Here is a 21,478-nt window from a genome sequence, read left to right as displayed (position 1 = left end):
GCGTGCCAGTTGCCGGGTCATGGGATGATGAAACGTGGGGGCCGTCATGGTAGAGGTGTTCGGGGACGCTATCCGCAAAAATGAGTGGGAGAGTCTAGCACAACCCCTGTGGCGGGCCGAGCAGATCCGCAGCATGGAACGGCGCTGGGCCGAGCACGAGGGGTTGCCCCTCTATGTGCTGATGGAGCGGGCTGGGAGTGCGCTGTGCAACTATGCCTGTCACCACTGGCCCGACAGCCGCCAGTGGTGGATCTTCGTCGGCCCTGGCAACAACGGTGGGGATGGCTACGTGCTGGCCCGCCTTGCCCGGCGCATCGGCCTCGAGCCTTTGGTGATTGCCGCCCGGGCTCCCGGCCTGCTGAGGGGAGATGCCAGGCGGGCTGCCGAAGAGTGGCTCGCATCGGGGGGGAGCGTGACCATGGCCGAGGATCTGCTGCCCATCACGCTGCCGCCGCCGGATCTGGTCATAGACGCACTGCTCGGTACCGGCGTCCAGCTTCCCCTCTCCTCGTCAATGACAAAGATCGTCGCAACAATCAATGGCTTGAACGCGCCCGTGCTGGCGGTGGATCTTCCCTCCGGTCTCAATGCCGACACCGGCCGCGCCATGGGCGCACTGGTGCGTGCCACCCGCACCCTCACTTTCATCGGCATCAAGCAGGGCATGCTCACCGCCGACGGGGTAGACGGAGTCGGCCACCTCGACCGGGATCCCCTGGGAGTGACGCCGGGGGAGGAACGGGTTCCCGCTGCCGAGCGGATCGATTATCCCAGCCTCAAGGGGTTGCTGACCCCGCGCAGGCGCTCGGCTCACAAGGGACACAGCGGCAAGGTACTGCTGACGGGGGGGAACCTCGGCATGCAGGGGGCCATTCTGCTGGCGGGTCAGGCCTGCCTGCGGGCGGGGGCGGGATTGGTACGCCTGCGCCAGCACCCGGATTGCCCGGCGGCCAGCCTGGTTCAACCCGAGCTGATGGGATGCCCGGCGGACATGGATGAAGGGTGGGCATCGGTGCAGGTACTGGGCCCCGGGCTCGGTCAGGATGGGTGGGGCCGGGCCCGGTTCGAACAGGGCATCGGAGCCGCCGTGCCACTGGTATTGGACGCCGATGGATTGAATTGGCTGGCGCAGGCCCCCCGTCATCAGGATAATTGGGTGCTCACGCCCCACCCCGGGGAGGCGGCTCGCCTGCTGGGTTGCTCCATCGCCGAGGTCGAGGGGGACAGGTTTGCGGCCGTCTCGCGACTGCAACAGCGCTACGGTGGTGTGGTGTTGCTCAAGGGGGCGGGGTCGCTCATCTGCGACGGCAGGCGCATTTCCCTGTGCGACGAGGGCAACCCCGGCATGGCCAGTGGCGGCATGGGTGACCTCTTGTCTGGTATAATCGCCGCCCTTCTGGCTCAGGGCTGGTCTGCGGGCATGGCCACCCGACTCGGGGCCGTGATCCACGCAGAGGCCGCCGATCTGGCCGCTGCCGAGGGTGAGAGGGGCATGCTGGCATCGGATCTGCTGCCCTGGATCCGTCGTCTGGTCAATCCGACACAGTAACAAGTAACAAGAAGAACATGGCAAAAACCTTGATGATGACACTGCCGGACGAGGCAGCAACAGTGGCGCTGGGTGGCCGTCTGGCAAAGGCGTGCCAACAGGCCACCACGGTATTTCTGCACGGTGCCCTCGGGGCCGGCAAAACCACCCTGACCCGAGGCTGGGTGCAGGGACTGGGTCATGAGGGCAAGGTCAAGAGTCCGACCTATACCCTGGTGGAGCCCTATGAGCTTGCCCAGTGGCAGGTCTATCACTTCGATCTCTATCGACTGGCCGACCCGGAAGAGCTGGAGTTCATGGGCATTCGCGACTATTTCGCCGCCGATACCCTCTGCCTGGTGGAGTGGCCAGAGAAGGGCGAGGGCTGGCTGCCAGCCCCGGATCTCGAGATCACCCTGAGTTATGCAAACGAGCAGCGCGCGGTGCAGATTGATGCCCGCACTGCTATCGGCGAAGCCATTCTGGAACGGTTGTCATCTCAGTGCGCGTGATCCTTGTTTTTGTTCTCTCCCTGATGGCATTGCCCACCTGGGCCAATCAGCTCAAGAGTGTGCGGGTGTGGCCATCACCGGACAACACCCGGGTGGTGCTCGACATGAGCAGCGCCCCCAATTTCAACTACTTCACCCTGACCGGTCCGAACCGTCTGGTCATCGACCTGAAAGGGGCGAGCAACGCCACCAACCTGGCCCGCATCGAGAACAAGAGCGAGCTGGTGCGCAAGATCCGCGAGAGCACGCCGCTGGAGAAGGGCGGCCTGCGACTGGTGCTGGATCTCGGCTCTGCCATCAAGCCGGTGGTCTTCCCGCTGGCGCCGGCAGGTCCCTATGGCCACCGTCTGGTGATCGATCTTCCCTATGAAGAGAAGGGGAGCGCTGCGGCGCAGCCCGCTCCCGTCGGGGGGCACGGCAAGGCCATCGTCATCGCCATCGATCCTGGTCACGGCGGGGAAGACCCGGGCTCCATCGGCCCGCGCCGCACCTACGAGAAACGGGTGACCCTGGCGGTCTCCCAGAAGCTGGCGACCCTCATCGACCGGGAGCCCGGCATGCGCGCCGTGCTGACCCGCCGTGGCGACTACTTCGTCGATCTCAACAAACGCTCCGAGATTGCCCGCAAGGCCAAGGCAGACCTGCTGGTGTCAGTGCATGCCGACAGCTTCCACAACTCGACTCCTCGCGGCGCCTCCGTCTGGGTGCTGTCGACCAACCGCGCCAACCGCGAGATGGGTAGCTGGCTCGAGAAGCAGGAGAAACAGGGGGAACTGCTGGGAGGCGTTGGCAAGGTATTGGCCGAGTCTGATCCCAACCCCTATCTGGCGCAGACCTTCCTGGATCTCTCCATGGACAAGTCCAGGGCCGAAGGCTATGACGTCAGCCGCCAGATCCTGCGCTCGCTCGGGCGGGTGGCCAGATTGCACAAGAAGGCGCCGGAACATGCGAGTCTGGCGGTGCTGAAGGCGCCGGACATCCCCTCGGTACTGGTGGAGACGGGCTTTATCTCGAACCACGCCGAGGAGAAGCTGCTGGCCACCGCCAGCTATCAGGATCAGCTGGCCCGGGCCATCTTCGAGGGGATCCGCAACTATTACCGCAGTCATCCGACCAAGGGGCCCATGCTCACCGGCAAGGGCCAGGTTGCTGCCCCGCCGCGTCAGGCGCCTGCCAACAAGCCGGTCGCTGTCAGCAAGCCGGCTGCCCAGCCAACGCAGCAGGTCGTGACCAACCGGATGCCGGCGAGCGAGCCCTATCGCGTCGGTGAGGGCGGCGCCCCGGTCAGCAGCGTCGGCAGCGCCTCCGGTGCCGGCGTGATCAAACCTTACAAGGTCGCAGCCCAGGAGCCGAGTGCGCCGGTAGCCAGCGTGCAGAGCAACGACAAGTCCAACATGATCCGCCACGTGGTCACCCGTGGTCAGAGTCTCTCCCGGCTCGCCGAGAAACATGGGGTGAGTCAGGCGCGACTGGTGGAGATCAACAAGCTCAAGTCACGGGACATCCAGATAGGGCAGGTGCTCTATATTCCGCGAAAATAGCGCGGGCTGAAGAACGCCGCTCTTCTCTGCCGATGGCAGGGAGGGGCGGTGAGCGTTGATGGCGCCAGGTCCACCTCTTCCCCTTTTTCATCTGCAGGAGCAAGCGATGCCAATCCGTATATTGCCGCCGATTCTGGCCAACCAGATTGCTGCCGGTGAGGTCGTGGAGCGGCCCTCCTCCGTGGTGAAGGAACTGGTGGAAAACAGCCTGGATGCGGGGGCTGACCGGGTCGAGATCGACATCGACAAGGGAGGCGCCAAGCTTATCCGCATTCGTGACAACGGCTGCGGTGTCGCCAGGGATGAGCTGGTGCTGGCGCTGTCGCGCCACGCCACCTCCAAGGTGGCGACCCTGGACGATCTGGAAGGGATCAACAGCCTGGGCTTTCGCGGGGAGGCGCTCGCCTCCATCAGCTCCGTCTCCCGCCTCACCTTCACCTCCCGCACGGCAGAGCAGAGCGAGGCCTGGCAGGCCCAGGCGGAAGGGCGTGAGATGAGCGTCACCGTCAAGCCGGCAGCCCACCCGGTGGGCACCACGGTGGAGGTGGTGGATCTCTTCTTCAACACCCCGGCGCGGCGCAAGTTCATGCGCAGCGAAAAGACCGAATTTGCCCACATCGACGAACTGGTGCGCCGCATCGCGCTCTCCCGCTTCGACGCTACCCTGATCCTGCGCCACAACGGCAAGGTGGTGCGTCAGTACAAGGCGGCCAACACGGTGGCGGAGCAGGAGCGCCGCCTCGCCGCCGTCTGCGGTTCCCCCTTCATGCACCATGCCCTGGCGGTATCGAGCGAACACAGCGACGTGCGGTTGTGGGGCTGGCTGGCCACCCCGGCAGGAGCCAGGCCGCAGAACGACCTGCAATACACCTATGTCAATGGCCGCATGATGCGGGACAAGCTCATCAATCACGCCATTCGCCAGGCCTATGACGAGCTGCTGCCCGCCGATCGCTTCGCGGCCTATGTGCTCTATATCGAGCTGGATCCCCGCCAGGTGGATGTCAACGTCCATCCGGCCAAGCACGAAGTGCGTTTCCATCAGGCGCGTCTCATCCACGATTTCATCTTCCAGGCGCTGTTCACCGCCCTGCGCCAGGACGGGGCAGGGAGCGCCACCGATGCACCCCTGGCCGAGACCCAGGTCGAGCTGCCGGGCAGCCCGGAGATCACCTATCCGGGTCAGGCGCCGCGCACCGAGTGGTACGGTGCCGAACACGGCTATCGGGCTCCTGCCCCTGCGCGAGATGGCGACGGCGTGCGGGAAGGCAGTGGTGGCAGGGGAGGACACTACCAGCCTCCCGAACCCCCGAGCCGGGCCGCGATGCGAGGCATGGGCGCCTTGCTCACCACCCTGCCCGAGGTGGCGACGCCGGCATCCCGGCTCGGAGCCGAGAGCGGTGCCGTCGAGACGCCAGTCCGAACGGGGGAGTGGCGCGCCCTGAGCCTGGTCGAGCAGGCCTATCTGCTGATGGAGCGTCAGGGGCAGTTGGCGCTGCTCTCCCTGGTGCGCGCCGAGCGTCTGTTGTTGCGCCACTGGCTGCTGGATGCCTGGGGCCAGGGGTTGGCGGCCCAGCCTTTGTTGCTGCCGGTCTCCTTCAAGCTGCCGAAAAACCTGGTCGCCCTGGTGGAGGAGCGGGAACGCCTGCTCAAACGCATGGGGCTGGAGTTGAAAAGCGGGGGACGCGACACCATGATCCTGACTCGGGTGCCCGCCCTGCTGCGCCAGACCGATCTGGCCCGCCTCTTACCCGAATTGTTGCAATTGGTCGAGAGCGGATCTGACAGTGATGCCGACGCGCAGGCTGGGGTACTATGCCAGTGGTTGGTGGAACAAGGCATAAGTGCCGAAAAAATATACGATTTTGCCACTGCCACCCGGTTGTTGACGGAACTTGTTGCCGATTTCAGTGACCAACTGGCAGACGTTCGCATGGTACGCCCGTTGTCGCTGGCGAACGTGCTGGCCGAGTTTGCCGATGGCAACTGACGGCGTCTCGTCGTCTGTTGCATCCATATGACCAGTTTTATGCCGGCTCGCCCGTGAAGGGGCGGCCGAAGGGAGTGTTTAACGTGGCTGACTTGCCGACTGCAATTTTTCTGATGGGGCCGACGGCCTCCGGCAAGACGGATCTCGCCATTGAACTGTGCCAGGCCCTGCCCTGCGACATCATCAGCGTGGACTCTGCGCTCATCTATCGCGGCATGGACATAGGCACCGCCAAGCCGACGCCAGCCGAGCTGGCGCAGGCCCCGCATCGGCTGATCGACATCCTGGATCCCGCCATGAGCTATTCGGCGGCGGATTTTTGCAAGGATGCCCTGCGGGAGATGAAAGAGATCGCCGACCGTGGCCGCATTCCGCTGCTGGTGGGCGGCACCATGCTCTATTTCAAGGCGCTGCTGGAGGGGCTTTCTCCGCTGCCTTCCGCCGATCCCACCATTCGGGCCGGCATCGAGGAAGAGGCTGACCGCCTCGGCTGGCAGGCGCTGCACGACGAACTGGTGCGCATCGACCCGGTGGCCGGTGCCCGCATCCACCCCAACGATCCCCAGCGCCTGTGCCGGGCGCTCGAGGTTTACCGCATCAGCGGCAAGACCCTCACCGAGCTGACCCAGGTACAGGGAGAGGGGCTGCCCTACCGGGCGCTGCAGTTTGCCATCGCGCCGAGGGATCGGGCCGTGCTGCACCAGCGCATCGAACAGCGGTTTGACAAGATGCTGGGCAGCGGCTTCGAGCAGGAGGTCAGGGCGCTTTACGAGCGGGGGGATCTTACCCCGGATCTTCCCTCCATTCGCTGCGTGGGATACCGCCAAATGTGGGACTACCTGGCGGGGGAAGTCGAGTATGATGAGATGCGTTATCGCGGTATTGTTGCCACCCGCCAGTTGGCCAAGCGTCAGATGACCTGGTTGCGCGGTTGGCCTGATGTGACCTGGTTGGAATCTGGTGAGTCTGGCAATCTGGCCAGGGTCGTCGCCCAAGCTGGTCCGGCTTGACACTCCTGTATAATCAGGTTGTTATATTGAATATCCGGTGTTTAAAAACAACAAACTATAAGGAAAAGAAAGATGGCTAAGGGGCAATCTCTCCAAGACCCGTTTTTGAATGCGCTGCGCCGTGAGCGTATTCCTGTTTCTATCTATTTGGTGAACGGTATCAAACTGCAGGGTCAGATCGAATCGTTTGACCAGTTTGTCATTCTGCTGAAGAACACCGTGAGCCAGATGGTCTACAAGCACGCCATTTCCACCGTGGTGCCGGCCCGTGCCGTCAACCATCACCAGCACGCCCCGGGCGCCGCCGGTGAAGAGCAGGGTGAAGCCGAGGCGTGATATCCTGCGGCGAGTTCACTCGCCAACTCAGATCCATCATGATACCTGTCAAGGAGCAAGCGCTTGTTTGACCGTTACGAAGCTGGTGAACAGGCCGTTCTGGTACATGTCAACTTCAGCGATGAGGGCGAGCGGGAGGATCTGGACGAGCTCAAGATGCTGGTGAGCTCGGCCGGGGTCAATGCACTGGGGGTGATCACCACCAGTCGCAGCGCACCCAGCGCCAAATTTTTTGTCGGCAGCGGCAAGGCGGAAGAGATCGCGTCCCAGGTCCAGATGCTGGACGCCGACGTGGTCATCTTCAACCATGCCCTGACCCCCGCCCAGGAGCGCAACCTGGAGCGTCTGTTCCAGTGCCGGGTCGTGGACAGAACAGGCCTTATCCTCGATATCTTCGCCCAGCGCGCCCGCACTCACGAAGGCAAGTTGCAGGTCGAACTGGCCCAGTTGCGCCATCTTTCCACTCGTCTGGTGCGAGGCTGGACCCACCTTGAGCGACAAAAGGGGGGGATCGGTCTGCGCGGCCCGGGTGAAACCCAGCTTGAAACCGACCGACGCCTGCTGCGTGAGCGCATCAAGGCCATTTTGCGCCGCCTCGACAAGGTGGCCAAGCAGCGGGAGCAGGGGCGCCGTGCCCGCAACCGCAACGAAGTGCCGACCGTTTCTCTGGTGGGGTATACCAACGCCGGAAAATCCACTTTGTTCAACCAACTTACAGATGCCAGCGTGTATGCTGCCGACCAATTGTTCGCAACCCTGGACCCCACCCTGCGCAAATTGGTGATCCAGGATGTGGGTGATGTGATCCTGGCGGATACAGTTGGATTTATTCGGCACTTGCCCCATGATCTGGTCGCGGCCTTCAAGGCGACCCTGCAGGAGACTCGCGAAGCGGACCTGCTGCTGCACGTGGTGGACTGTGCCGATGAACAGATGCAGGAGAATATCGAGTCGGTCCAGCGTGTGCTGGCCGAGATCGAGGCGGATGACCGTCCCCAACTGATGATCTGCAACAAGATCGACAAGCTGGGGGATCGTCCGGCTGGTCTTGAACGGGATGAGGCTGGACGACCGGTGCGAGTCTGGTTGTCGGCCCAGACTGGCGAGGGCAGTGAATACCTGTTCCAGGCACTGACCGAACTGCTGGCCGGCTCCATGGTGCATCACACCCTGCAACTGCCCCCTTCCGCCGCCAGACTGCGCAGTGCGCTCTATCGGCTGAAAGGTATCGAGCAGGAAGGTTTCAGCGAGGAGGGGGACTTTGTGCTGGAAGTTCGCCTGCAACTGGCTGACTGGAACCGCCTCATGAAACAAGAAGGTGAGAGTTTACAACGCTTTATCAGGCATTGATGGGTCGATGAACATAACTGGTTTGCTGACTTCATCGCTCCTCTGTGGCCCGATAGAGATGATATCCATCCGCATGTATTAATGGAGACGCTGATGGCTTGGAATGAGCCTGGTAACAATGGCAAAGACCGTGACCCCTGGGGGAACAACGGCAAGAATCAGGGCCCCCCTGATCTGGACGAGATGCTTCGCAAGGTGAGCCGTCGTTTTGGCGGTCTGCTCGGTGGTGGCAAATCCGGTGGTAGTGACGTCGGCAAGTTCGGCCTCTCCATCGCCTTGGTGGTGGCCGTGGTGGTGTGGGTCGTCAGCGGCTTCTACACCATTCGCGAAGCCGAGCGAGGCGTGGTGCTGCGCTTTGGCGAATACTCCCACAACGTGGATCCCGGCCTGCGCTGGAAACCGACCTTCATCGACCGGGTGATCCCGGTGGACGTGGAGTCTGTCCGTTCCCTGCCGGCGTCCGGTTTCATGCTGACCCAGGATGAGAACGTGGTACGGGTCGAGATGGACGTGCAGTATCGCGTGGTCGATCCCGAGCAGTACCTGTTCAGCGTGACCAACGCCGACGAGAGCCTGAGCCAGGCCACCGACAGCGCCCTGCGCTACGTGGTGGGTCACACCCGGATGGACGATGTGCTGACCACGGGTCGTGAGAAGGTGCGTCAGGAAACCTGGCAGGTGATCGACAGCATCATCGAGCCCTATCAGATGGGTCTGCAGATCGTGGACGTCAACTTCCTGCCGGCGCGTCCGCCGGAAGAGGTGAAGGATGCGTTTGATGACGCCATCTCCGCCCAGGAAGATGAGCAGCGTTTTATCCGTGAAGCGGAAGCCTATGCCCGTGAAGTGGAGCCCAAGGCTCGTGGCCAGGTCAAACGTCTGGAGCAGGAGGCCGAAGCCTACAAGTCCCAGATCGTGTTGAAGGCCAAGGGTGAAGTCGCTCGCTTCAACGAGCTGCTGCCCCAGTATCAGGCCGCGCCCGAGCTGACCCGTGATCGTATCTACCTGGAAACCATGGAAGAGCTCTATCAGCAGGCCAACAAGGTGGTGGTCGACATGCCGGCTGGCAACAACAGCATGATCTATCTGCCGCTCGACAAGCTCTCTGGCAAGGCGAATGCCGTGCAACCGGCACGTCCTGCGGGCACCCCGGCAGTCGAGGCGGCCCAGCCGTCCAACGAAGGGGCCAACTCCACTCCGACCCCGCTGCGTGGCGGTGATCGTTTCAGCACAGGGAGAAACTGATAGATGAAAAAGCTAGCTATTGGTGTCATCGCTGTGGCCGCCATGGTCTGCTTCTCTTCCATCTTCATCGTCGATGAAGGACAGAAGGGGATCGTGGTGCAGTTTGGCAAGGTGAAACGGGTCGACTCCGGTGAACCGCGCCTGTACGAGCCGGGTCTGCACTTCAAGGTGCCGCTCATCGACCAGGTACGCAAGATGGATGCCCGCATCCAGACCCTGGAAGGCCAGGCGGATCGCTTCGTTACGTCCGAGAAGAAGGACCTCATCATCGACTCCTACGTGAAGTGGAAGATCGAGGACTTCTCCAAGTACTACCTGGCGACCGGTGGTGGCAACAAGATCCAGGCTGAAGACCTGCTCAAGCGCAAGATCAACAACGGCCTGCGTTCCGAGATCGGTAACCGCACCATCAAGGACATCGTCTCCGGCGAGCGCAGTACCGTGATGGAAGATGCCCTGATGAAGATGGCGCGCTCCTCCGAGCTCGGCATCAAGGTGGTGGATGTGCGCATCAAGCAGATCAACCTGCCGGTGGAAGTTTCCAGCTCCATCTATCAGCGGATGCGTGCCGAGCGGACCGCGGTTGCCCGTGAACACCGTTCACAGGGCCGCGAGCAGGCCGAGATCCTGCGTGCCGACATCGACCGCAAGGTGACCGTGATGATCGCCGACGCCGAGAGTAATGCCCGTCAACTGCGTGGTGAAGGGGATGCCGAAGCCGCCAGGATCTATGCCGACAGCTACAAGAAGGACCCGGAGTTCTTCAGTTTCGTGCGCAGCATGGAGGCCTATCGCAAGAGCTTCGCCGGTGGCAACGACCTCATGGTCCTGAAACCGGACAGCGAGTTCTTCCGCTACCTCAAGTCGCCGCACGGCAACAAGCAGTAAACATGTGTTGATATGACCCAAGGGCCTGATGATTCAGGCCCTTTTGTTTGCCGGCCACAGACCGGCAGGGGAACAGGGATAGGGAGAGGTGATGCTGACATCCATGTTGATGGGGCTGGGGTTGCTGCTGCTCTTCGAAGGATTGGGGCCCTTGCTCGCTCCCAGGGCATGGCAGCAGATGCTGCGCCTGCTCGGGGAGTTGCCGCCGGAACAGCTGCGCCGCATCGGCGGCTGTCTGGTGGTGGCAGGTGGCGTCATCTTGTGGGCGTTGGCCTGTTAGAACCTGTGTTGATACGACAGTGGCACGGCGAATTCAGACAATAAAAAAGAGGCCAGAGGGCCTCTTTTTTATTGTCCGCCGGCTGGCATCAGGCGCTGCGCTGCACCGCCATGTGGGCCAGGGTCTCCAGCGCTTGCTTGTGCCGGGAGTCAGGCAGGATGGCGAGGGCGGCGATGGCCTTGTCAGCCTCTTCCCGAGCTCGCTGGCGGGAGTATTCGAGAGCTCCGGTGCGATCCAGGATGCCCAGAATACGCTCCAGATGATCCATACCGTTGCGGTGCTCGATGGCATCGCGCACCAGTTGACGCTCTTCCGGGGTACCCACTTCCATGGCGCGCAACAGCGGCAGGGTCGGCTTGCCTTCGGCCAGATCGTCACCCACGTTCTTGCCCATCTCCTCGCTCTGGGAGCAGTAGTCCATCACGTCGTCGATGATCTGGAACGCGGTACCCAGGTACTTGCCGTAGTCGGTCATGGCCTGCTCGACGGGCTCGGGCTGATGGGTTAGCACGGCGGCGAGTCGGGTCGCGGCTTCAAACAGCTTGGCGGTCTTGCAGTAGATGACCGTCATGTAGCTCTCTTCCGTGGTATCCGGATCGTTGCAGTTCATCAGCTGCAGCACTTCGCCTTCGGCGATGGTGTTGGTGGCATCGGAGAGGATCTCCATCACCTTCAGGTTGGAGAGTTCGCTCATCATCTGGAAGGAGCGGCTATAGAGGTAGTCACCCACCAGAACGCTGGCGGCGTTGCCAAACAGGGCGTTGGCGGTTTCCCGGCCGCGGCGCAGGTCGGATTCGTCGACCACGTCGTCGTGCAGCAGGGTGGAGGTGTGAATGAACTCGATGATGGCGGCCAGTTTCAGGTGATCTTCACCCTCATAGCCCAGTGCGCGTGCGGCCATCACGGTCAGCATGGGGCGCATCCGTTTTCCGCCTGCACTGACAATATAGAAACCCAGCTTGTTGATCAGGCTGACATCGGACTGGAGTCTCGTCAGGATCAGTTCATTGACCGCCGTCATGTCGGCGGCACAGAGCGCACGGATAGTCTGTTGGTCCATAAGTCTCGTAACGTGACGGCAGCATTTACTGCGTTTTTAGCAATGGCGGGGATTCTACACGATTTCACAATGGGTTACAGTTAGGCGTTTATTCACGGGGGCAGATATGCGCACAAAATAAACTTTTTGCTAAATTGGCCTTGCCTCGGCAAATCGTTCTGCGTAGAATGCCCGCCCATTGTTATAGGTTTTTGTGCGTGTCTGGCCTTGAGCAAAAGACACGCCTTTACGGAGTTAATCAAATGTACGCGGTATTCCAAAGCGGCGGAAAACAACACCGTGTGGCCGAAGGTCAAATCGTTCGTCTGGAAAAGCTGAACGTTGAGACTGGCGCTACCATCGACTTCAACGAAGTGCTGATGGTTGCTGCAGGCGACACTTTCAAAGTAGGTGCTCCTTTCGTTGAAGGTGGCAAGGTTGTGGCTGAAGTTGTGGCTCACGGCCGTGGCGAGAAAGTGACTATCGTCAAGTTCCGTCGTCGTAAGCACCACCGTAAGCAAGCGGGCCACCGTCAGTGGTTCACTGAAGTCAAAATCACTGGCATCAGCGCTTAATTAGAGGAGTCCGATAGATGGCACACAAAAAAGCTGGCGGTTCATCCCGCAACGGTCGCGATTCTGAAGCTAAACGCCTGGGCGTGAAGCGTTTCGGTGGCGAAACAGTTCTGGCTGGCAGCATCATCGTTCGTCAGCGCGGCACCAAGTTCCACGCTGGTGAGAACGTTGGTCTGGGCAAGGACCACACTCTGTTCGCTACCGCGAACGGTAAAGTGCAGTTCGAAGTTAAAGGTCCGCAGAATCGTAAGTACGTCAGCATCGTTGCTGAGTAATTACGGACCGCAAGGATCCGAAGCCCCGCCAACCTGGCGGGGCTTTTGTTTTTCTGATGAGTTTGACGAAAAAACGGCACGCGGATGAGCCGGCGCTGACAGCCCTCATCGGCCAGATGCGCCTCGCCCGAAGGGGCCCGTATCACTATAATTGCGTATCGGTTTTTCGAATTAAGGTGACGGTTACCTATGAAGTTTGTTGATGAAGTCCAGATTCGAGTCGATGCCGGTGACGGTGGTAACGGTTGTGTGAGCTTCCGCCGCGAGAAGTACATCCCGAACGGCGGCCCGGACGGCGGTGACGGCGGTGATGGTGGCGACGTGTATCTGGTGGCCGATGAAAACCTGAACACCCTGATCGACTACCGTTTCGAGCGCTTCCACGCCGCCGAGCGTGGCGAGAACGGCCAGAGTGCCAACTGTACCGGTCGTCGCGGCAAGGACAAGATCCTGCGAGTACCGGTCGGCACCCGCGCCACCGATGAAGACACCGGCGAACTGCTGGGGGATTTGACCAGTCACGATCAGAAGCTGCTGGTTGCCAAGGGCGGCTTCCACGGCCTTGGCAACACCCGCTTCAAGAGCTCGGTCAACCGGGCGCCGCGCCAGAAGAGCAACGGCACCCCGGGTGAAGTGCGTACCCTGAGGCTGGAGCTGCTGCTGCTGGCGGATGTCGGCATGCTGGGTCTGCCCAACGCAGGCAAGTCCACCTTCATTCGCGCCGTTTCTGCGGCCCGTCCGAAAGTGGCAGACTACCCCTTCACCACCCTGGTACCGAACCTGGGTGTGGTACGCGGTGAAAACTCCCGCTCCTTCGTCATTGCCGACATTCCCGGCCTCATCGAAGGGGCTGCCGAGGGAGCAGGCCTGGGTATCCGCTTCCTCAAGCACCTGGAGCGTTGCCGCGTCCTGATCCACCTGGTGGACATCTGCCCGGTGGATGGTTCCGATCCTGCCGAGAACGCCGTGACCATCGTCCGGGAGCTGGAAAAATACAGTCCCGAGCTGGCGGGCAAGCCGCGCTGGCTGGTGTTCAACAAGATGGACCTGATCCTGGAAGAAGAGGCTCAGGAAGTGATGGACAGAGTCAAGGCAGCCCTCAACCACGAAGGTCCGGTCTACGCCATTACCGCCATCAGCAAGGAAGGCACCAAGAAGGTGTGCTACGACATCCTGGATCTGCTGGATACCATGCCTCGTCAGTTGGCGGAAGATGCCAGAGACGCCATCGAGAAGGTGGAGTTCAAGTGGGATGACTATCACAAGAACCAGCTGGCCAAGGCGGAAGCCGATGCCCTGGCGGCGTCCAAGGCCTTCGATGATGGCTTGGACGATGACGACTGGGACGATGAGGACGACGACGGCGTCGAAGTCATTTACGTTCGCGATTGAGCATCATGTTCGTGACAAGACCGGAGCCAGACAGGCTCCGGTTTTTTTATGGGAGGATCGACGGGGTCACCCTATAGATATATTTTTCATGTCTCTTATTGCCTGACAGTGGCTGCGGATTATACTGCGCACCTGAATGTAACCTGTATGAAACATTATGCTAACCATTCAAATTGAATCGATATGCATGACTGTTTTGGTTTGTTCTTATGGATGGTTCGCCTGATAAAATATTTATGCTTGAAATGATCAATTAACGGCTTGTTTGTGCAGTTTTTTGGGTTATTCTTGCGCCCGTTTTCCGGGCGAGGGCATGAGTATGCAGGCGGCCCGGCTGAAGGAAAAGTCACATTTAAGGCTGTTTATATGTTGGAAAAGACCCTGGAAGCACCGGCAATCCGTACTCGCCGCAACGTGCTGATGTTTTTGATCCCGTCACTGATCGGGATCCTGCTGTTCATGACCCCGGTCATCTATGACGGCAATGTCACCATTCCCGTCGCCGTGTTGGCGAAGCTGGTTCAAACGGTGTTTGCCGATCATCTGGTGGCCATGGTCAGCGCCATCATCACCACCACCATGCTGATGACCCTGATCGCCTGGCTGTTCAAACCGGCGATCCTGGTAAAACGCCCCTTCCTCAACAGCCTGTTCAACGTCTCCCCCTTCTGGGCGTGCGTGCGGGTGCTGGGCGGGGTCTTCGTGCTGTTGACCTTCTTTGAAGCCGGTCCCGAGGTGCTGCGCTCAGGGGCGACCGGTGGCCTGGTGCTGCATGATCTGCTGCCGGTACTGTTCTCCGTCTTCATCTTTGCGGGCCTGCTGCTGCCCTTGCTGCTGGATTTTGGTCTGCTGGAGTTTGTCGGTACCATGATGACCCGGATCATGCGTCCGGTGTTCCGTCTGCCGGGTCGTTCTGCGGTGGATTGCTTCGCCTCCTGGCTCGGTGATGGCAGCGTCGGGATCCTGCTGACCAGCAAGCAGTATGAAGGCAAGTTCTACACCCAGCGGGAAGCAGCCGTCATCGGTACCACCTTCTCCGCCGTCTCCATCACCTTCTGTCTGGTGGTGATCTCCCAGGTGAAGCTGGAGCATATGTTCGTCCCCTTCTACCTGACCGTCTGCCTGGCCGGTGTGGTGGCCGCCATCGTGGTACCGCGCCTGCCGCCGCTCTCCTGGAAGAAGGATGTCTACAGCGACGGTACTCCCCTGTGCCGCAAGCAGGAGGCCATCCCCCATCAGCACAGCGTGCTGAGCTACGGCTACCATCGTGCCCTGACCAAGGCCGACAGCATGACGGATCTCGGCGCCGTGGCTCGTGAAGGGGTGAAAAACGCCCTGGACATGGTATTTGGCGTGCTGCCGGTGGTGATGGCCGTCGGGACCTGTGCCCTGATGCTGGCGGAGCACACCCCGGTGTTCAACTGGCTGGGGGCGCCCTTCGTGCCTTTGCTCGAGCTGCTGCAACTACCGGAGGCGGAAGCCGCTTCCAAGACCATCATGGTGGGCTTCGCTGACATGTTCATCCCGGCGGTGCTGGCCTCCACCATCGAGAGCGACATCACCCGCTTCGTGATCGCCGCCATGTCGGTCACCCAGCTCATCTACATGTCGGAAGTGGGCGCTCTGTTGCTGGGCAGCAAGATCCCGGTCAAGTTGTGGGAGCTGTTCGTCATCTTCCTGCTGCGCACCCTGGTCACCCTGCCGGTGATTGCCGGTGTGGCGCACCTGCTGTTCTAAGGGACGAAGTGGAACGAAAAACGGTCAACCCGGGTTGACCGTTTTTTTATGGGCGAGTGTCGGCGGAAGGTCAGTGTGATCCTGCCAGCAGGGCCTGGCATTCGACCTCGTCCAGCTGCTCGGGGGCGAGGAAGCGTCTGGCGTAGTCCCGCCAGATGCCGCTCTCGATGAAGAGGGCAAACAGGGCCGGGTCTATGTGCTGTTCCTGCACCATCTTCACCATGATGGCCAGGGACTGGGAGACCGTTTTGCCAGACTTGTAGGGGCGATCGCTCGCCGTCAGCGCCTCGAAGATGTCTGCAATGGCCATGATGCGGGCGGGAATGCTCATCTGCCCCCCTTGCAACTGGCGCGGATAGCCCGTGCCGTCCATCCGCTCGTGATGGCCCCCCGCAATCTCCGGCACCTTGCGCAAATGGCGGGGGAAGGGGAGCTTCTCCAGCATGCGTATGGTCTGGATGATGTGATCGTTGATCTTGTAGCGCTCCTCTTCGGTGAGGGTGCCACGGCCGATGGCGAGGTTGTAGCGTTCCCCCCGGTTGTAGAGGTGGGTGGGCACCCGCACCTTGAAGCCCCATGGGTTGTGTCGGGCGAGATTGTCGTGCTCGGGGCGAGGGATGAGATGGACCGCCTTGTCGGCGAGCAGCGACTCTCGGCAGGGGAGGGGAGAGGGGGCCTCCTGGTGGCGCTTGCGTTCCTCCTGACTGATACCGAGCCGATCGTCCAGAGTGCGCAACCAGGTGCGGCTGGCAATGGCATCCAGCCTGGCTAGCTTCTCCGGCGCCATCCACTCGCCCCCCAGATTGCACTCGGCCACGAAGGCAAACTCCTGATCCAGGGTGTGCCAGAGGGGGAGCAGGGCCTCGAGGGCGGCCTGCTGCCCGGATGGGGGCAGCAGGGCGCAGAGTGCCTCGATGTGGGCATCCCGCTTGAGCACCTCGAAGCGGGTGCGGATCTCGTGGATCCTGCCGTAGATGGTCTCGAGCTTGGTCGCCTTGTCCACCACGAACTCCGGGGTGGTGACCTTGCCGCAGTCGTGCAGCCAGCTCGCAATATGGATGGCCTCCCACTCCTCTTCGTTGAGCCGGAAATCGGCAAAGGGCCCCGTCTGCTGTGAGCAGGCAGCCTGGGTCAGCATCCTGGCCAGTTCCGGCACCCGCTGGCAGTGGCCGCCGGTGTAGGGGCTCTTGGCATCGATGGCACCGGCGATGAGCTCGATGAAGGCTTCCAGCAGTTGCTTCTGCTCCTCCAGCAGGCGCTGGTTTTCGATGGCGGAGGAGGAAGTGCCCGCCAGCGCCTCGATGAGGCTGATGCGCGAGGCCAGTTCGCGGGCCGAGCAGTCTGGCAGGATCAGCAGCAGGCAGCCGATCAGCTCCTGACGGTGGTTGTGAAGGGGCTCGACCAGCAGTTGGCAGGCACCAGGGAAGGGGCCCCAGTCGGTGAGGTAGCGGGCCCACTGTGCCTCGTCGAGGGGCAGGCAGAGGCGCTCCGTGTGGTAGAGACCGCCGAGCAGCGCCGCCTGCCACTGTACCTGTTCGCACGCCAGCGGCTGCCCCTGCCAGATGGCGTGAACGGCCTGCATCTCGCTCTCCTGGGCCAGGAAGAGGCAGCCGCCCTCGGCCTGGGCAGCCGCCACCGTCTCGTGCAGGATACGGCTGAGCAATGAATCGAAGCGATGCTCTGCCGCCAGTGCCCTGCCCATGTTCATGAAATTGCCGAGGGTCAGGCGCATGCTGGACATGGCGCGGGCGAGGTCGTCAATTTCGCGGATTGCCGAATCCGGCCCCGGGCTTTCGCCAAAGTCGAAGTGCTGGATCCGCTCAGCCTCCCCGGTCAATACCAGCAAGGGGGCGGCAGTGCGCCGGGCAGCCAGCCAGATGACGGGCAGCAGGAGCAGCAGACCGGCAAGGGCCCAGGCGAGATTGTGCAGCGCATCCTGGCGCGCCGGGGCGGTGAGCACCTCGGTGGGCACCAGGAGGGCGAGATAAAACGGGGACTCTTCCCCGAGGGAGGAGAGATTGACCAGCCACTCCTGACCCTGAACCGTTGCCAGGGTCAGCTCGGCGGGGTGATGCAGCAGGGCAGGCCGCGCAGCCATCTCCTGTTGCAGCCTGGTGAGAATGGGGTGATTGAGGGCCGACAGCATGGGCAGGCGGCTCAGTTGCTCGAAGCTTGGGAGGCGCTCGGGATCCGTGGCCAGCAGGGTCCCGACCTCGTCAAACAGCACCAGCTGGCTGTGACCGGGCAGGGGCAACTCGCCGATGAGGGAAGAGAGCCCCTCCACGCCCGCATCGAGCCCGATCACCGCCCGGCGATTGTCGCTCTCCACCGCCAGTGTCATACCTGGCTCCCGGGTAGTGAAGAAGAGGTAGGGGTGGGTCACTATGATGCCCGTGCTCCAGCGCGCCTCCTTGTACCAGCCCCGATCTCGCGGATCGAAACGGTAGTCCGGCATGGGGCGCCGCTCCAGCAGCCGCAGCCGCTGGTCGAAATAGAGGAACTCTCCCTGTCCCTGATGCAGGCTCTGGACCAGCAGGCGGCTCTCGGGCGGAGGCGCCTCCAGCGCCCCTCTCGCCCGTTCGGTCAGCTTGCGTACAAGAAAGAAATCGCCGTCCTCGTAACCGGCATAGATGGCGCCGTAACTGGTGCTGTTGGCCAGTACTTCCGCCAGCTGGGGCAGGAAGGCGAGCCGCGTCTCGAGGTCTGTCATGGCGGACAGCTGGCCGCTGCGCAGCAGATTCAGGGTCATGCGGGCCGGTCGCTGGTTCAGCTTGATGGCGAGGGCAAGCTGCTCCCGGTATTGCTGGAAGCTCTGACGTTCGTGCTCCAGCCCCTGCTGCATGCCCTGCTGGAACTGCAGCACGATGAGGGCGCCCCCCAGCAAGGAGAAGAGCAGGATGAAAAGGGTGGCAATGTGTACGTAAAAGGGTCTGCGACTGAGACTTGCGTTTGTCATGGACGGATCCTTGTCCCCTGGCGATCGCCGTATTGGCCACCTAACAGTGTGCTTGCTGGATGACAAAAAGCCTAGGACTCGATCTTGCGCTTTTCGGCCCGAAATCAACAGTCGGCCTTCGTGCTGCCCCCTTGCCCTGTGGTGAGATGATTCGTTCCGATATCTCGTGCTACATTGCTCCCCTGATAAACGCCCTGTGAACCAATGGAGTGTCCCATGTCTGTCGTCCCCTATTCCGTGCTGGATCTGGTGCCCGTTCCCGAAGGTGGTCTACCGGCCGAGTCGTTTCGCCACTCGCTGGATCTGGCTCGCCATGCGGAGCGCTGGGGCTACCACCGCTACTGGCTGGCGGAGCACCACAACATGCCGGGCATTGCCAGCGCCGCCACAGCGGTGCTGATTGGCCACTTGGCCGGGGGCACCACGACGTTGCGGCTCGGGGCTGGCGGCATCATGTTGCCGAACCACTCCCCCCTGGTCATTGCGGAGCAGTTCGGCACGCTGAGTTCCCTCTATCCGGATCGCATCGATCTCGGTCTGGGCCGCGCCCCTGGCAGCGATCAGCGCACCATGCAGGCGCTGCGCCGCCAGCGCAGCGGCGAGGTGGATGACTTCCCGGCGGATGTGCGCGAACTGATGAGTTATTTTGGCGACGAGGTCGGTGCCGTGCAGGCGGTGCCGGGTCAGGGACTCCATGTGCCCATCTGGCTGCTGGGATCCAGCCTCTACAGTGCCCAACTGGCAGCGGCCATGGGGTTGCCGTTCGGCTTTGCTTCCCACTTCGCTCCCGCCATGTTGCTGCAGGCGCTGGAGATCTACCGTACCCAATACCGTCCCTCTGCCCGCTGGCCCAAACCCCATGCGGTGGTGTGCGTCAATCTGATCGCCGCCGACACCGATCGTGAGGCCCGCTTCCTGTTCACCACCCTGCAGCAGCAGTTCCTGCGTCTCTACCGGGGGGATGCCGGCAAGCTGCCACTGCCGGTGCAGACGCTGGGGGATGAGTGGTCTCCCCGCGAATTGATGGCGATGGAGCAGACCCTGGCTCGCTCCCTGGTGGGGGAGCCGGATCGGGTACGCCACGGCCTCAAGGCTCTGCTGGCAGAGACCGGAGCGGACGAGCTGATGTTCAACGGCCCCATCGTCGATCATCAGGCGCGCCTGCGCTCCTTCGAGATTGGTGCCGAGCTGATGCAGGGGTTGTAAGCCCCCGCGACGCCTGGCCGCCAGCGGCACGCCAAGCCTGGTTGCTCGGGGCGCAAGAGCCACGATTGCGTGGTAGTAAGCTTATGATTTTTAAAGGAAGTCAGGTGAGTGTCGGCCATCTGTCGTGTCGCCTCTCATCCCCTTTCCCTATGCTGGCCCTGTCAATCACCACAAGGAGCGCAAGATGATCGTCAGGAAGTTGAGATTGCAACGGGGATGGTCCCAGGAACAGCTGGCGACCCTCACAGGCCTGAGCGTTCGCACCATTCAGCGAATAGAGCAGGGACAACAACCCGGACTGGAATCCCTCAAGGCCCTGGCCGCCGTCTTCGAGCTCGATGTGACCCAACTGCAGGAGAGCGAGATGAAAGGGAATGAGGGCGAAGATCGGGGACGCGTGCAGGTGGCGCGAGATGAGCGGGAGGCGATGAAGTTCGTGGAGGGGCTCAGGGGCTTCTATGGCCACCTCATGAGCTATGTGCTGGTGATAGGGGGGCTGTTTGTGATCAACTACCTGAGCAACCCGGACTATATCTGGGCCTGGTGGCCCATGATGGGCTGGGGGTTGGGGCTGGCTTCTCACGCCATCAACCTGTTCCAGCCCTTCAAGCTGTTTGGCCCGGAATGGGAGCGGCGCCAGGTCGAGAAACGGCTGGGGCGCAGGCTCTGATCCGCTCATCATGAAAAAACGGGCCCGGCATTGCCGGGCCCGTTCTGTTTTCAGCTCCATTTCGCAGGAGAGGGCATTGCTCTCCTCTCAACGGCGGATCATTCCCTTGTTCCGCAAAGAGCCGCTCTACTTGGCATAGGCCGGGCAGGGGGTGGCGATCAGGGCGTCGTCCTCGTAGCGCCACAGGGTGAGGCTGTTGCCCCAGACGCACCCGGTGTCGAGTCCCTTGATATCGGATTTGCCGGTGTTGCCCATCAGGGCCGCCCAGTGGCCGAAGACCAGGATGGGGTCATCCACATGGTGCTCGCGCTGCTCGAACCAGGGGCGCAGGCCCGGGGTCGATTCGGTGGGGCCCTTCTTGCATTTGAAGTCGAGGCGCCCGTCGAAGTAGCAAAAGCGCATCCGGGTGAAGCTGTTGATGATGTAGCGGTAACGTTCTATGCCCAGCAGGTTGTCGTTCCAGCTGTCGGGCTGATCGCCATACATGTTGTGCAGCAGCCAGCTGTACTGATCCCCGCGCAGCAGGCTCTCCACCTCCCGGGCACAACTGCGGGCGGTGTGGGCGTCCCAGGCGGGGGAGAGGCCCGCATGCACCATCATGATGGGCAGGTCGGGGTGTTCTGCCAGCAGGGGACGGTGACGCAGCCACTCCAGCAGCTCGTCCCGATCCGGCGCCTCCATCAGCGCCTGCAGCTTGTCTTTCTTCTTGAGCGGGGCGACTCCGTGGGCCACCGCCAGCAGGTGCAGGTCGTGGTTGCCGAGCACGGTGACGGCCTGCTGCCCCAGTGATTTGACGAAACGCAGGGTGTTGAGGGAGTCCGGCCCCCGGGCGACGAGATCGCCGCACAGCCAGAGCGTGTCGTTATCGAAGTCGAACTCGGCAAGATCCAGCAGACGGCGCAAATCGTCGTAGCAGCCCTGGATATCACCGACGAAACAGTTCGCCAT

The 21,478-nt window shown here is 61.9% G+C and carries 19 protein-coding genes; 16 read left to right on the top strand and 3 right to left on the bottom strand.

All coding sequences use genetic code 11. The features are described 5' to 3' along the window. The first annotated feature begins 46 nt into the window (after window positions 1-46). From AB5Y70_RS10875 to AB5Y70_RS10830, 10 genes are all read left to right on the top strand, one after another. Window positions 47-1,549, top strand: a complete 1,503-nt coding sequence (locus tag AB5Y70_RS10875; protein ID WP_279988809.1) for an NAD(P)H-hydrate dehydratase — start codon at window positions 47-49, stop codon at window positions 1,547-1,549. 17 nt (window positions 1,550-1,566) lie between these two features. Beyond that, the gene (gene tsaE, locus AB5Y70_RS10870) at window positions 1,567-2,040 is read left to right on the top strand and encodes a tRNA (adenosine(37)-N6)-threonylcarbamoyltransferase complex ATPase subunit type 1 TsaE (RefSeq protein WP_109111729.1); all 474 of its coding nucleotides are present in this window, start codon (window positions 1,567-1,569) and stop codon (window positions 2,038-2,040) included. Between the two features lie 23 nt (window positions 2,041-2,063). Continuing rightward, window positions 2,064-3,581, top strand: a complete 1,518-nt coding sequence (locus AB5Y70_RS10865) for an N-acetylmuramoyl-L-alanine amidase (RefSeq protein ID WP_202395083.1) — start codon at window positions 2,064-2,066, stop codon at window positions 3,579-3,581. A gap of 106 nt (window positions 3,582-3,687) precedes the next feature. Beyond that, on the top strand, window positions 3,688-5,571 hold the full coding sequence (mutL, locus tag AB5Y70_RS10860) for a DNA mismatch repair endonuclease MutL (protein WP_279988810.1): 1,884 nt from the start codon (window positions 3,688-3,690) through the stop codon (window positions 5,569-5,571). A gap of 92 nt (window positions 5,572-5,663) precedes the next feature. After that, the gene (miaA, locus tag AB5Y70_RS10855; protein ID WP_279988812.1) at window positions 5,664-6,581 is read left to right on the top strand and encodes a tRNA (adenosine(37)-N6)-dimethylallyltransferase MiaA; all 918 of its coding nucleotides are present in this window, start codon (window positions 5,664-5,666) and stop codon (window positions 6,579-6,581) included. A gap of 72 nt (window positions 6,582-6,653) precedes the next feature. Further along, window positions 6,654-6,917 (top strand): RNA chaperone Hfq, encoded by a 264-nt coding sequence (gene hfq, locus AB5Y70_RS10850; protein WP_011704864.1) that lies wholly within the window; start codon window positions 6,654-6,656, stop codon window positions 6,915-6,917. 63 nt (window positions 6,918-6,980) lie between these two features. Further along, window positions 6,981-8,267: a ribosome rescue GTPase HflX gene (hflX, locus tag AB5Y70_RS10845; RefSeq protein ID WP_010673194.1), complete on the top strand. Its 1,287-nt coding sequence runs from the start codon at window positions 6,981-6,983 to the stop codon at window positions 8,265-8,267. Window positions 8,268-8,360: 93 nt separating this feature from the next. Further along, on the top strand, window positions 8,361-9,512 hold the full coding sequence (hflK, locus tag AB5Y70_RS10840; RefSeq protein WP_279988814.1) for an FtsH protease activity modulator HflK: 1,152 nt from the start codon (window positions 8,361-8,363) through the stop codon (window positions 9,510-9,512). Window positions 9,513-9,515: 3 nt separating this feature from the next. Next, window positions 9,516-10,400, top strand: coding sequence for a protease modulator HflC (gene hflC / locus AB5Y70_RS10835; protein ID WP_010673196.1), 885 nt, complete (start codon window positions 9,516-9,518; stop codon window positions 10,398-10,400). Window positions 10,401-10,491: 91 nt separating this feature from the next. Beyond that, on the top strand, window positions 10,492-10,680 hold the full coding sequence (locus AB5Y70_RS10830) for a DUF2065 family protein (protein WP_119197355.1): 189 nt from the start codon (window positions 10,492-10,494) through the stop codon (window positions 10,678-10,680). 88 nt (window positions 10,681-10,768) lie between these two features. Here the strand turns inward: AB5Y70_RS10830 and ispB are convergent, their stop codons facing one another. Next, the gene (ispB, locus tag AB5Y70_RS10825; protein WP_119197356.1) at window positions 10,769-11,740 is read right to left on the bottom strand and encodes an octaprenyl diphosphate synthase; all 972 of its coding nucleotides are present in this window, start codon (window positions 11,738-11,740) and stop codon (window positions 10,769-10,771) included. Between the two features lie 242 nt (window positions 11,741-11,982). Between ispB and rplU the strand changes: the two genes are divergently transcribed. From rplU to AB5Y70_RS10805, 4 genes are all read left to right on the top strand, one after another. After that, window positions 11,983-12,294 carry a 50S ribosomal protein L21 gene (rplU, locus tag AB5Y70_RS10820; RefSeq protein WP_005304210.1) on the top strand — a complete coding sequence of 104 codons (312 nt, stop codon included), beginning with the start codon at window positions 11,983-11,985 and terminating at the stop codon, window positions 12,292-12,294. Window positions 12,295-12,311: 17 nt separating this feature from the next. After that, entirely contained in the window at window positions 12,312-12,569 is a 258-nt protein-coding gene (gene rpmA / locus AB5Y70_RS10815; RefSeq protein ID WP_010673199.1) for a 50S ribosomal protein L27, read from the top strand. A gap of 189 nt (window positions 12,570-12,758) precedes the next feature. After that, entirely contained in the window at window positions 12,759-13,961 is a 1,203-nt protein-coding gene (cgtA, locus tag AB5Y70_RS10810) for an Obg family GTPase CgtA (protein ID WP_010673200.1), read from the top strand. A 366-nt stretch (window positions 13,962-14,327) separates the two neighbouring features. After that, on the top strand, window positions 14,328-15,698 hold the full coding sequence (locus AB5Y70_RS10805) for a YjiH family protein (protein WP_010673201.1): 1,371 nt from the start codon (window positions 14,328-14,330) through the stop codon (window positions 15,696-15,698). A 70-nt stretch (window positions 15,699-15,768) separates the two neighbouring features. Here AB5Y70_RS10805 and AB5Y70_RS10800 read toward each other — a convergent pair whose 3' ends face one another. Next, window positions 15,769-18,654, bottom strand: coding sequence for an HD domain-containing phosphohydrolase (locus AB5Y70_RS10800; protein ID WP_319872542.1), 2,886 nt, complete (start codon window positions 18,652-18,654; stop codon window positions 15,769-15,771). Window positions 18,655-18,870: 216 nt separating this feature from the next. Between AB5Y70_RS10800 and AB5Y70_RS10795 the strand changes: the two genes are divergently transcribed. Both AB5Y70_RS10795 and AB5Y70_RS10790 read left to right on the top strand, forming a co-directional pair. Continuing rightward, window positions 18,871-19,860, top strand: coding sequence for a luciferase-like monooxygenase (locus tag AB5Y70_RS10795; protein WP_010673203.1), 990 nt, complete (start codon window positions 18,871-18,873; stop codon window positions 19,858-19,860). A gap of 184 nt (window positions 19,861-20,044) precedes the next feature. After that, a complete protein-coding gene (locus AB5Y70_RS10790) occupies window positions 20,045-20,530 on the top strand; it encodes a 2TM domain-containing protein (protein WP_279988817.1) in 486 nt (161 codons plus the stop codon). Window positions 20,531-20,656: 126 nt separating this feature from the next. Here AB5Y70_RS10790 and AB5Y70_RS10785 read toward each other — a convergent pair whose 3' ends face one another. After that, complete coding sequence (locus tag AB5Y70_RS10785; protein WP_039040022.1) at window positions 20,657-21,478, bottom strand: symmetrical bis(5'-nucleosyl)-tetraphosphatase; 822 nt, start codon at window positions 21,476-21,478, stop codon at window positions 20,657-20,659.

It is taken from the genome of Aeromonas sp. s1(2024), assembly GCF_040908005.1.
GTDB classification, from domain to species: domain Bacteria; phylum Pseudomonadota; class Gammaproteobacteria; order Enterobacterales; family Aeromonadaceae; genus Aeromonas; species Aeromonas caviae.
Note: the sequence above shows the minus strand (reverse complement) of the source record. Positions and strands in the feature narration are given on the sequence as shown.